This is a genomic window from Armatimonadota bacterium (genome assembly GCA_031459855.1).
Classification (GTDB): Bacteria; Sysuimicrobiota; Sysuimicrobiia; order Sysuimicrobiales; family Humicultoraceae; genus Fervidifonticultor; species Fervidifonticultor primus.
Genome location: JAVKHP010000001.1, coordinates 955412 through 967480 on the forward strand (window position 1 = coordinate 955412; position 12069 = coordinate 967480).

8 protein-coding genes are annotated in these 12069 nt (G+C 71.9%); all 8 read right to left on the reverse strand.

Annotation, left to right across the window (positions count from 1 at the left end; translation table 11 throughout):
• Positions 1 to 63 precede the first annotated feature (63 nt).
• The 8 genes from ychF to dnaK all read right to left on the reverse strand — a co-directional run bounded on the left by ychF (position 64) and on the right by dnaK (position 12013).
• Positions 64 to 1158, reverse strand: a complete 1095-nt coding sequence (gene ychF, locus QN157_04395; GenBank protein ID MDR7554825.1) for a redox-regulated ATPase YchF — start codon at positions 1156 to 1158, stop codon at positions 64 to 66.
• A gap of 45 nt (positions 1159 to 1203) precedes the next feature.
• Positions 1204 to 3459, reverse strand: a complete 2256-nt coding sequence (locus tag QN157_04400) for a diguanylate cyclase (GenBank protein MDR7554826.1) — start codon at positions 3457 to 3459, stop codon at positions 1204 to 1206.
• On the reverse strand, positions 3456 to 3692 hold the full coding sequence (locus QN157_04405; GenBank protein ID MDR7554827.1) for a DUF951 domain-containing protein: 237 nt from the start codon (positions 3690 to 3692) through the stop codon (positions 3456 to 3458). Before QN157_04405 ends, QN157_04400 begins: the two co-directional genes overlap by 4 nt.
• A gap of 375 nt (positions 3693 to 4067) precedes the next feature.
• Complete coding sequence (locus QN157_04410) at positions 4068 to 5573, reverse strand: fused MFS/spermidine synthase (protein MDR7554828.1); 1506 nt, start codon at positions 5571 to 5573, stop codon at positions 4068 to 4070.
• 210 nt (positions 5574 to 5783) lie between these two features.
• On the reverse strand, positions 5784 to 8408 hold the full coding sequence (gene clpB / locus QN157_04415) for an ATP-dependent chaperone ClpB (GenBank protein ID MDR7554829.1): 2625 nt from the start codon (positions 8406 to 8408) through the stop codon (positions 5784 to 5786).
• 20 nt (positions 8409 to 8428) lie between these two features.
• Positions 8429 to 9409: a DnaJ C-terminal domain-containing protein gene (locus tag QN157_04420; GenBank protein ID MDR7554830.1), complete on the reverse strand. Its 981-nt coding sequence runs from the start codon at positions 9407 to 9409 to the stop codon at positions 8429 to 8431.
• A 26-nt stretch (positions 9410 to 9435) separates the two neighbouring features.
• Positions 9436 to 10101, reverse strand: a complete 666-nt coding sequence (locus tag QN157_04425) for a nucleotide exchange factor GrpE (GenBank protein MDR7554831.1) — start codon at positions 10099 to 10101, stop codon at positions 9436 to 9438.
• A 10-nt stretch (positions 10102 to 10111) separates the two neighbouring features.
• Entirely contained in the window at positions 10112 to 12013 is a 1902-nt protein-coding gene (gene dnaK / locus QN157_04430; GenBank protein MDR7554832.1) for a molecular chaperone DnaK, read from the reverse strand.
• Between the last annotated feature and the right edge of the window lie 56 nt (positions 12014 to 12069).

The window sequence follows — 12069 nt, forward strand, 5'->3', positions numbered from 1 at the left end:
TTGGTGCGGACCCCAGAAAGACGCGGCGCGAGCGGTAAGGGTGCCGCGCGCAGGGAGCACCGGTCACACCGCGAAGCGAAACGTGATCACGTCGCCGTCCTGGACGAGGTAGTCGCGCCCTTCGAGCCGGACGAGCCCGCGCTCGCGTGCCGCCTGGAGCCCCCCGGCCGCCACCAGCACGTCCCAGGGCACCACCTCGGCACGGACGAATCCGCGCGCCATGTCGGTGTGGATCCGGGCGGCGGCCTCCACTGCCGGGGTACCCCTGGGCACCGGCCAGGCCCGCACCTCGCGCGAGAGGACCGTGAAGAAGCTGACCAGGTCCAGCATCGCGAAGCCGGCCCGCACCAGCCGCGGCAGCCCGGGTTCCTCCAGCCCGACCGATGCCAGGTAAGCACGGGCGTCGGCCTCGGGGATCTCGCGCAGCTCGGCCTCCAGGCGCGCGCACAGCACCAGACACCCTGCGCCCTCGCGCTGCGCCAGGGCGGTCAGCGCCGCGGCGGCAGGACCGCCGTCGGGCAGCGCCTCCTCGTCGACGTTGGCCACGTAGAGCACCGGCTTGAAGGTGAGCAGACGCAACTGGACCGCCTGGACGCGTGCCGCCTCGGAGAGCGGAGCCCGCCGCAGGGGCTCGCCCCGTCCCACGACGGTTGCCAGCTCCTCCAGCGCCGCCAGGTGCTCCCGCGCGGCGCGCTCGCCGGCCCGGGCGCGCGGGGTCGTGCGCTCGATCGCCCGCTCCACCGTTTCCAGGTCGGCCAGCGCCAGTTCTGTCTCGACCACGCCGGCATCGCGTACGGGATCCACCGCACCCTCGGGGTGGGCGACGTCACCGGCCGCAAAGCATCGGACCACGTGCACGATCGCGTCGACCTCACGGATGTGGGCGAGAAAGCGGTTGCCCAACCCCTCGCCGCGGGACGCGCCGCGGACCAGACCCGCGATGTCGACGACGCGTACCGCTGCGGGCACGATCCGTTCGGGGTGCGTCACCGCCGCGATGGCAGCCAGCCGGTCGTCTGGCACCGCTGCCTGGCCCAGGTGCGGCGCGATGGTGGTGAAGGGGTACGGGGCGACCGCAGCCCCCGCCTGGGTGAGCGCGTTGAACAGCGTGGACTTCCCGGCGTTGGGCAGCCCAACGATCCCCAGCGCCAGGCTCATGGCCGCCCGCCCCCGCGGTACAGGCGGCGCCGCGTCTGGGGCCGCTTACGCACCGTGGGCCACGTGCACCCGGTTGCCACCGGACCGCTTGGCGGCGTACTGCGCGCGGTCTACGGCCTCGACCAGGGCGTCCACGGTCTGTCCGTCGACGGGGAAACTGGCGACTCCCACGCTCAGCGTCACCGAGGCCACGTCCTCGTCGCCCAGCGCGAACGGGTGCAGCTCAACGCTCCGGCGGAGGCGCTCGGCCGTGTCGACGGCCGCCGCCTTGGGGGTGCCAGGCAAGACGACCATGAACTCGTCGCCGCCATACCGCGCCACGACGTCCGACGGCCGGCTGCCGCGCCGCAACACCATCGCCACGGTGCGCAGCACCTCGTCCCCACGCCGGTGGCCGTACACGTCGTTGAAGCGCTTGAAGCTGTCGATCTCCAGCATGACCAGCGACAGCGGCTGCTCGTCGCGGCGCGCGCGCTCGACCATCCGCTCCAGGGCTTCGTACAGGTACCGGTGGTTGTAGAGTTCCGTCAGCCCGTCGGTGATCGCCAGCCGGCGCGCCTGCTCGAACAACCTGGCGTTCTGCACGGCGAGGACGGCGTACGACGCCACCGTGGTCAGCAACTGCAGGTCGCGCTGCCCGAAGGCCGCCACGCGCCCGCTCTCGACGTTGAGCACGCCGAGCACGGTGCCCTCGGCGATGAGCGGTACCGCCAGCTCCGACCGAGTGCGACCGTCGCCGGGGTAGTACCGCGGATCCTGCCGCACGTCGTCGACGATGAGCGGCGTCCCCGTGCGCGCCACCCAGCCCGTGATCCCCGTGCCGGGTGGTAACCGCAGGCCGCGCACGGACGTCCGGTAGCCGTAGGCGGCCTCCACCACGAGTTCCCCCGTCTCGCGATCCACCAGCACCAGCGCGCCCAGGTCGTACCCGAAGACGCGGCAGGTCACCGAGACCAGCGTGTCCAGCAGCGTCGGCAGGTCCAGCGTGCCGCTCACCGCCCGCGCCGCCTCGTAGAGGACCTGCAGTTCGTCGCGCGCCCGGCGCACCTCGTCGAACAGCACGGCGTTGCGCATGGCCACCGCCAGGTGCTGGGAGAGCGCCACCAGCAGCTCGTACAGCTCGGCCGTTACCGGGTGGTCCGCGGTGCCTTCCGCCACCAGCACGGCCACGGGCGCTCCGTCCAGCAGAATCGGCACGGCCGCACGGCTCGTCGCCGGTGTCTCCCCACGGGTCCCCGTATCGTCGGAGCCTACCACGAACTCCGCCCGTCCCGTGCGCACCACGCGTGCCAGCAGGTCGGCCACCAGCGGATCCTCAGGGGTCGACGCCGCCGTGCCGGCCTGTGCCACCGCTTCGACCCGCTGTCCGTTCACCCGGTACGCCCAGATGCGTAGGGCGCCCGAGACGTCCGCGATGCCGGTGGTGGCCCGGGCCAGTACCTCGGCGGGCTCCAGCGATCCGCTGACCGACTGCAGGATCTGGGTGAGCAGCGCCGCTTCCCGGCGCTCACGCACGCTCCTGGCGAGCAGCGCGGTCTGGTGCACCGCGGCGGCGACGTGGTCGGCCAGCTCCCCGGCCAGGTGAAGCATCCCCTCAGAGACCGCGGGGCGCCGCGCGTAGAGGAAGACGAGCATGCCAACGCTTTCCTCCCGGACTCGCAGGGGAAGGAACAGACCGCCGGTCACGCCGTCGGCCGCCGCGGTCGCCGCCAGCGCCGCCGTCCGATGGTCGTCCCCGAACGCCGGCACCACCACGGGGTCGGCGGCCGGGCCGAACAGGGCCGCCTCCCCGACCGTGTGGTCGGCGAGGGCCCGGGCCAGTCCCTGCGACAGGCCGTCCGCCAGCACCGTGGCGTGGTAGCCCCGACCGCCGCCATGGACGAGCGCCACCCGGGCGGCGCCGAAGACCTCCCGGGCAGTGTCGGAGACAGTCCCGTAGATCTCGTGGAGGTGCCGCGCAGTCGCCAGGTATCGGGTGACCCGGAGCAGCGCCTCCAGATGGCGGAGGCGCTGGGGGACGACGGCGGACGGCGGTGCGACAGGAGCCTCCGGCAGCCGCTCCGATGGCGCTGCAGGCGTGTCCGCTGTCCTCGCCGTCCGGTCGGACACGCGGTCTCTGCGCGCCGCCGCGTACACCACCGCGGCGCCGACCACGGTGCCTGCTGCCGCAACCCCCGCCGGTACCCGGACCTTGGGCACCGCCAGCGCGAGCACCGCCAGCAGGGCTGTGAGGCCGGCGCACGCGCCGATCGCGAGCCCGGCCCCGAGCCCCCCTCCCGGCGGCCCACCTGTCGGGGTCACACGGGCCCCGCCTCGACGGGGGGCGGGGGCGGTGCTGCACCCGGTCCCCGGCGCACGAACGTCTTGATGCGCCGCTCGAACTTCACCCGCGGCATCAACACCCGGCGTCCGCATTTGAGACATCGAATGCCGATGTCGGCGCCCAGCCGCACGACCTCCCACTGGTCGCTGCCACAGGGATGCGTCTTGCGCATGCGCACGACGTCGCCAAGGACGATCTTCAGCACTGGCATGGTGCCGCGACCTCCCCTCCGGCGGGGCGACACCGTCCGCGTAGGGGTATTTTGCCCACCCGGCCGTGCAGCGAGTCACCCCGGGCTGCCACGCTCCCCCGGGCCATCCGACGTCCGTCGACCGCCGACCCGCGCCCGGGCACGGACCGACAGCAGCCACGGCCGGCGCAGGTCCCGGACCCGGCGCAGCGGCCACCGGCACGGGACCCGGGCCGAGCCCATCGGCCACCGGCCCAGGACGCGGGCCGAAAGCAGCGACGGCCGGAGCGGCACGCGGCCCCGAGAGCCGTGCCCTCACCCCTCGATCGGACAGTGTCTGCGCCTGCCCACCGGCCAGCCGTCGGAGCACTGGTGGGTTTCGCGTCGGGGGAAGACTCAGCGACGCGGAATGAGAGCATCCACGGGCGCGAAGTCGTCGGACAAGACCGGCACATCGTCGGTCCGGATCGGCGCCTCGTAGAGGCTGGCGGCCGCCTCCACGAAGCGCTCGACCGTCACCCGACCGCTGGCCGCCAGCGCCTGCGCGCGGCGACGCACCTCCGCCGCCGACCAGCGGGGCGCGTCGGTGGCCACCACGATGATGTTTCGCAGCGACGCGGGCGACCCGTACCGGGCGAAGTCCACGGGGAACACATACACGGTGGGGAAGACCTGCCCAATCGTCTTGTAGATGGCGCGGAAGAGCCGACTGTCGGGGCCCTCCAGCGCGCCAATGATGTTGGACGTCACCACGCCGCCGGGCGCCAGCCGCGCGCGGGCCAGCGCGAAGAACTCGCGGGTGGCCAGGTGGAAGGGGATGGTATCGATCAGGTAGGCGTCGGTGAGGATGACATCCTGGGGCTCCGCCAGCCGCAGCAGGTGCAGACGGCCGTCGCGCGCTTCGATCCGCAACCGCTCGCCGGGCGTCACGGCGAAGAAGTCGCGCGCCGTCCGGACCACCTCCGGGTCGAGTTCGGCCACGGTCATCACGACCGACGGGTAGTCGGCCACGTAGCGGGCCGGGACGGTCCCGCCGCCAAGCCCGATGAGGAACGCCCGCCGGGGATCGGCGACGAAGACCAGCGGCAGGTGCATGTAGTCAGCGTAGGCAAACACGGTGCGCCGTGGCTGTTCGCGGTCGGTCGCGCTCTGCCAGTAGTTGTCGAGCTTCAGGTACCGGATCGGTCCTTCGTCCGTGACCGTGATCCGGTGGTAGACGGTATCCCGCGCGTAGACCACCGGGGGCGTCAGCGCCTCCGGCCGCGCCACGCCGCCCACCAGCACCACCACCAGCGCGACGCCCGCGCCCGCCGGCACCATCCGGCGCCCGGCCAGCCAGCCCAGCACGGCCATCCCCATGAGCGCGAAGCCCATGAGCAGGATGATGGCCCGCACCCCCAGGTAGTTGATGAGGACGAACGACGTCGCCAGCGTGCCCACGATGGAGCCCACCGTGCTGATGGCGTACAGCGAGCCGGCCGTCTGCCCCATGGTGGCCACCGCGCGCGCGCGCAGGCGCACGGCGAAGGGCGACACCATGCCCATCACGACGCTGGGCACCACGAAGAGCACGGTGGCCCCCACCAGCGGGTTCAGCTGGGGGCCGAAGTCGGCCCGGGCGATGGCGTCCAGCACGGTGGGAGCCATGACCGGGATCGGCACCGTGAGCAGCCCCGCCAGGAAGACGATCCCGGAGAACACCGTCGGCGAGGGGAAGCGGTCGGCCAGCCGACCGCCCACGGCGTAGCCGACGGACAGCGCCGTCAGGAAGACACCGATCAGGCTCCCCCAGACGTAGATCGAGTTGCCGAAGTAGGGGGCCAGGACCCTGCTGGCGATGATCTCCAGCGACAGCAGCACGCCTCCGCTGGTGAAGACGATGACCTCGAGGATCGACGCCACCTCCCGTTCGCCGGCTGGTTCGCCCCCATGCTACCACGGCCCCACCGCAACGCGGATACCGGCTGGCCACCCCCCCTGCGGTACACCACAGCGCAACGCCAGGCGACGTCGGAGGCCGACCGGCGCCGGCCTGCGAAGCCGCGTGCGCGCCAACAGGGCACAGCGCGGCCGCACCGTGGTCACGGTGCGGCCGCGCGTGCGGATTCCCTGCTACGAGACCACTTCCGCCGGCACGCGGGCGGTGAAGGTCAACCGCTCGCCCTCCAGATCGACCACCACCGTCTGCCCCGGGCGGAACTCGCCCGCCAGCAGGCCGCGCGCGATGGCGTTCTCCACTTCCTTCTGAATCAGCCGGCGCAGCGGCCGCGCGCCGAAGTCGGGGTTGTAGCCTTCCCGGGCCAGCCAGGCCTTGGCGGCGTCCGTCACCTCCAGCCCGATCCCCTGCGCCGCCAGCCGTGCCGCCAGCTGTCGCAGCTGCAGCCCCGCGATCGCCACCAGCTGCTCGCGCGTGAGGGGCCGGAAGACCACGATCTCGTCGATCCGGTTCAGGAACTCCGGGCGGAACGTCTTGCGGCACTCCCCCAGCACCAGCACCCGCGCCATCTCGAACGCCGCCGGGTCCCGGTCCTCGAGCCCCTGGAGGTGGCGGCTGCCCAGGTTGCTGGTCATGATGATCACCGTGTTCCGGAAGTCCACGGTGCGGCCGTGTCCGTCGGTCAACCGGCCGTCGTCCATGATCTGCAGCAGCAGGTTGAAGACGTCCTGGTGCGCCTTCTCGATCTCGTCGAACAGCACCACGCGGTAGGGCCGCCGCCGCACGGCCTCGGTGAGCTGGCCGCCCTCCTCGTAGCCCACGTACCCGGGGGGCGCCCCCACCAGGCGGCTGACGGTGTGGCGCTCCTGGTACTCGGACATGTCCAGCCGCACCATGGCGCCCTCGTCGTCGAACAGCACCTCGGCCAGCGCCCGGGCCAGCTCCGTCTTGCCCACACCGGTCGGCCCCAGGAAGAGGAACGACCCGATGGGCCGGCGCGGGTCCTTGAGGCCCGCGCGCGCGCGGCGGATGGCGTCGGCCACCGCGGCCACCGCCTCGTCCTGCCCGACGACCCGCTCGTGGAGCCGCGCTTCCAGGTGCAGCAACTTCGCCATCTCGCCCTCCAGCAACCGCTGCACCGGAATCCCCGTCCAGCGGGCCACGACCTCCGCGATCTCGTCGGCCGTCACTTCCTCGTTGAGCAGTCGCCCGTGGGCCTGCACCTGCCGCAGCTGCTCCTCCTGGGCCCGCAGCTGACGCTCCAGGTCGGGCAGCTCGCCGTACCGCAGCCGCGCCGCCCGCTCCAGGTCGGCCCGGCGCTCGGCCTCCTCGATCTGGTGACGGACTTCCTCGATCTTCTGCTTGGTGGCGCGGATGGCCAGAATGGCCTGCTTCTCCTGCTCCCACTGGCGGCGCAGCGCCTCCGACTGCTGGCGCAGGCCGGCCAGCTCCTCCTCCAACCGCTGCAGCCGCTCGCGGCTGGCCGGGTCGGTCTCCCGGCGCAACGCCTCCCGCTCGATCTCCAGCTGCATGATCCGCCGATCGACCTCGTCGAGCTCGGCGGGCTTGCTGTCGATCTCCATGCGCAGGCGGCTGGCGGCCTCGTCGATGAGGTCGATGGCCTTGTCGGGCAGGAAGCGCCCGCTGATGTACCGGTCCGACAGCGTCGCGGCCGCCACCACCGCCGAGTCGGCGATGCGCACGCCGTGGTGCACCTCGTACCGCTCCTTGAGCCCGCGCAGGATGCTGATGGTCTCTTCCACCGACGGCTCGCCGACGTAGACCGGCTGGAAGCGGCGCTCCAGCGCCGCGTCCTTCTCGATGTACTTGCGGTACTCGTCGAGGGTGGTGGCGCCGATGGCGTGCAGCTCGCCCCGGGCCAGCATGGGCTTGAGCAGGTTGGCCGCATCGATGGCGCCCTCGGCCGCGCCCGCGCCCACCACCGTGTGGAGCTCGTCGATGAACAGGATGATCTGCCCCTCGGCGGCGGCGATCTCGCGCAACACGGCCTTCAGGCGATCCTCGAACTCCCCGCGGTACTTGGTGCCCGCCACGAGCGCGCCCATGTCCAGCTGGATCACGCGCTTGTGCTTGAGCCCTTCCGGCACGTCGCCGCGCACGATGCGCTGCGCCAGCCCTTCGACGATGGCCGTCTTCCCCACGCCCGGATCGCCGATGAGCACCGGGTTGTTCTTGGTGCGCCGGGCCAGGATCTGGATCACCCGGCGGATCTCCTCGTCCCGGCCGATGACGGGGTCGAGCTTGCCCGCCGCCGCCAGCTGCGTCAGGTCGCGGCCGTAGCGCTCCAGCGCCTGGTACTTGCTCTCCGGATGGGGATCGGTGACCCGTTGCGCGCCCCGGATCTCCTCCAGTGCCTGGTAGATGCGGTCTACGGTGACGCCCGCCTCGCGCAGCAGCGCGGCCGCCTCCCCGTCGGCGTCCTGGGCCAGGCCCAGCAGCAGGTGCTCGGTGCTGACGTAGTCGTCCTTCAGCCGGTCCGCCTCGCGCTGCGCGGCCTCCAGCACGCGGGCCAGCCGCGGGGTCAGCGCGATGCCCCCCGCGGGCGCAGGCCCCCCGACCACGCGGGGGCGACGATCGAGCCCGTGGACCAGCCGGGTGCGCAGCACCCGGGAGTCCACGGACAGCTTGGCCAGGATGCGCGGCACCAGCCCGTCCGGTTGCGTAATCAAGGCCAGCAACAGGTGTTCCGGGTCCGGCGCCTGGTGTCCCCGTGTCGTCGCCTCCTGCTGCGCCGTCAGCAACGCCTCCTGCGCCTTTTCGGTCAACCGATCGAATCGCATCGCCATCTCCCGTCCCTCGCTCAGACCTTCCGCGACGGCTCACGCTGCAGCCGCCGCAACTCCTCCAGCAGTGCCCGTTCCCGGGGCGACAGCGTCGTGGGCACGGTGACCTTCACGCGGGCGTACAGGTCGCCCCGCCCTCCCTGCGCCCGGGGCAACCCCTGCCCGCGCAGCCGCAGCCGCTGGCCCGACTGCGTCCCGGGCGGAACCGTCACCACCATCCTGCCCTCCAGCGTCGGCACCTCGACCTCGCCGCCCAGCGCGGCGTCCACGAACGGCACCGAGACGTCCACCACCAGGTCGTCGCCATCGCGCTCGAAGACCTTGTGGGGCGCCACCTCGACAGTCAGGTACACGTCCTGCCCGCCGGCGGCACCGGGCAGGCGGATGGCCTGACCCGCCCGGACCCCCGGTGGCACCTGCACCTCTACCTGCCTGCCATCCGGCAGCCGGACACGCCGCCGGGCCCCGTGGAGCACTTCCTCCAGGGTCAGGGTAAGCGTGCCACTGTGTCCCGGCGGCCGTGCGCCCGCCGTGGGCCCCGAGGGCTGCACCTGGTCCCAGGGCTCGGCGACACGCCCGCTTCGGCCAGTCCGGCCGAACCCGCCCAGACCGCCCAGGTCGCCGAAGAACGCGCGGAAGAACTCTGAGAACCCGCCTAGGGTGCCTCCGAGCAGGTCCTCCAGGTTCTCGCCGCCCACGGTCACGGTGAACCCGCCGGGGCCCGTCCACGTGCGCGCGCCGCCCACGCGGCCGAACAGGTCGTGCAGCGGCACGCCGGACTGGTATGCGTCGTAGATCTGGTCGTACTGGGCCCGCTTCTGCGGGTCGCTTAGGACCTGATAGGCTTCGTTGATCTCCTTAAAGCGCTCCTCGGCGCCCTTCGATTTGTTGACGTCCGGGTGGTACTGCCGTGCCAGGCGGCGAAACGCCTGGCTGATCGCCTTCTGATCGGCTCGCCTGTCGACGCCCAGGATCTTGTAGTAGTCCTTGAACTCCATGGCTCACCCTGGGCGCCGGGGCACGACTACTGCGCCACCCGCACCCTGGCTGGCCGCAAGACCTCGTCGCCCATCATGTACCCCCGCTGCACCTCGCCGACCACTGTGCCCGCGGGCGTCTTGTCGTCGGACGCCACGGCCTCGACCGCCTCGTGCACCCGCGGGTCGAACGGCTGCCCCACCGCATCGATGGGGCGCACGTTCATGCCGCGCAGCGTCTCGAGCACTTCGCGGTGCGCCAGGCGAATCCCGTCGAGGATGGCGGCCGCGTTCGCCTCGCCCGCACCCTCGCCGGCGTGCTGCAGGGCGCGCTCCAGCGTGTCGACCACCCCCAGCACGACCCGCAGCAGGGCCCGCCGGGTGGTGGCGACGGCTTCCTCCCGCTGCCGGGCGGCGTGTTTCCGGTAGTTCTCGAGGTCGGCGGCCGTGCGCAGGAACTGCTGCCAGTTGCGCTCGGCTTCCTCGGTCAGCCGAGCGACCTGCTCTCGCAGCGCCGCCATCTCCTGGTCGCGTGCGGACACGGCCTCCTCCTCACCGGCGGCCGTCCCGCCCTCCGCGACGTCCCCGGCCGCCGCCATCCCAGGGATCTGGGGCTCGGGCTCCCCGGTGCGCGTGGTCGCCTGCGCGTCGTGGGGCGCCGAAGAGCGCTCGTCGCCCGCGACCTCGCCGTTGATCGTCCGTTCCCTGTCCATCGTTCCTAACCTACGACGTCGGCTTGTACTCGGCGTCGATCACGTCGTCACCGCCCGGCTTGCCAGCGGGCCCACCTGTTGGCCCTCCCGCGCCGGTCGGGGCGCCCGCCGTCGCCTTGTACATGGCCTCGCTCAGCTTGTACGACGCCTGCTGCACCGCGTCTGCGGCGCGAGTGATGCGTGCGATGTCGTCGCCCTTCAACGCCTCGCGCAGCTCCCCCAGCGCCTGCTCCACGCGGGCACGCTCGTCGGCCGAGACCTTGTCGCCGTGCTCGCGCAGCAGCTTCTCGACCTGGTAGAGCACCGAGTCGCCGCGGTTGCGCGCCTCGGCGGCCTCGCGCTTCCGGCGATCCTCCTCGGCGAAGCGCTCGGCCTCCTTGACCATCTTCTCGACCTCTTCCTTGGAGAGGGTCGAGGTGCCGGTGATCTTGATGGACTGCTCGCGGCCCGTGGCCTTGTCCTTGGCCGTGACGTTCAGGATGCCGTTGGCGTCGATGTCGAACGTCACCTCGATCTGCGGCACCCCTCGCGGCGCCGGCGGGATCCCGTCGAGGATGAAACGTCCCAGCGTGCGGTTGTCACGCGCCATCGGCCGCTCGCCCTGCAGCACGTGGATCTCCACCTGCGTCTGGCCGTCGGCGGCCGTGGTGAACGTCTCGCTCTTGCGGGTGGGGATCGTCGTGTTGCGGGGGATCAGCGTGGTCATCACGCCGCCCAGGGTCTCCACGCCCAGCGACAGCGGCGTCACGTCCAGCAGCACCACCTCGCGGACCTGCCCCGCCAGCACGCCGGCCTGGATCGCCGCCCCCACCGCCACTACCTCGTCGGGGTGCACCTCGCGGTTGGGCTCCTTCCCCGTCAGGCGCCGGACCAGCTCCTGGATCATGGGCATGCGGGTGGCCCCGCCCACCAGGATGACCTCGTCGATGTCCTTCTCGGTCATCTTGGCGTCGGCCAGGGCCTGCTTGAAGGGCCCGATGCAGCGCTCCACCAGGTCGGCTGTGAGCTCCTCGAACTTCGCCCGGGTCAGCACCATGTCCAGGTGCTTGGGCCCGGTGGCGTCGGCAGTGATGAAGGGCAGGTTGATCGTGGTCTGGACCACGGTCGACAGCTCCACCTTGGCACGCTCGGCCGCCTCCCGCAGCCGCTGGAGCGCCTGACGGTCGTGGCGCAGGTCGATCCCCTGCTGCTTCTTGAACTCGTCGGCCAGCCAGTTCACGATGCGCTCGTCCCAGTCGTCGCCACCCAGGTGGGTGTCGCCGCTGGTGGCCTTCACCTCGAAGACCCCTTCGCCGATCTCCAGGATCGAGACGTCGAAGGTGCCCCCGCCCAGGTCGAAGACCAGCACCGTCTCCGCGCCCTTCTTGTCCAGGCCGTAGGCCAGGCACGCGGCCGTGGGCTCGTTGATGATGCGCAGGACCTTCAGCCCCGCGATCTCGCCGGCGTTCTTGGTGGCGGTGCGCTGCGCATCGTTGAAGTACGCCGGCACCGTGATGACCGCCTCGGTCACCTTCTCGCCCAGCACCGCCTCGGCGTCGGTCTTGAGTTTCTGGAGGATCATCGCCGAGATCTCCTCCGGCGTGAACGTCCGCCCGGCGGCCGGGATACGCACCACCGCCATGCCGTTCTGCCCCTCTTCGACCTTGTAGGGCACCATCTTGCGCTCGGTCTCGACCTCGGCGTACCGGCGGCCCATGAACCGCTTGATGGAGTAGACCGTGTTCTCGGGGTTCAGGATCGCCTGGCGCTTGGCCATCTGGCCGACCAGGCGCTCGCCGGTCTTGGTGAAGGCCACCACCGAGGGCGTGAGCCGGCTGCCCTCGGCGTTGGCGATCACCTGCGGCTCGCCGCCCACCACGTGGGCGATGACCGAGTTCGTCGTGCCCAGATCGATCCCCACGACCCTGCCCATTGTGCACTCCTCCTGCGGTGCCGGGACGGCGAGCCCCTGTGCGCCCTGCACGAGGG

Bases quoted from the DNA above. Each gene is read 5' to 3' on its own strand.
- ychF (MDR7554825.1), bottom strand. From the start codon at position 1,158: ATGAGCCTGGCGCTGGGGATCGTTGGGCTGCCCAACGCCGGGAAGTCC.
- QN157_04405 (MDR7554827.1), bottom strand. From the start codon at position 3,692: ATGCCAGTGCTGAAGATCGTCCTTGGCGACGTCGTGCGCATGCGCAAG.
- clpB (MDR7554829.1), bottom strand. From the start codon at position 8,408: ATGCGATTCGATCGGTTGACCGAAAAGGCGCAGGAGGCGTTGCTGACG.
- QN157_04420 (MDR7554830.1), bottom strand. From the start codon at position 9,409: ATGGAGTTCAAGGACTACTACAAGATCCTGGGCGTCGACAGGCGAGCC.
- QN157_04425 (MDR7554831.1), bottom strand. From the start codon at position 10,101: ATGGACAGGGAACGGACGATCAACGGCGAGGTCGCGGGCGACGAGCGC.
- dnaK (MDR7554832.1), bottom strand. From the start codon at position 12,013: ATGGGCAGGGTCGTGGGGATCGATCTGGGCACGACGAACTCGGTCATC.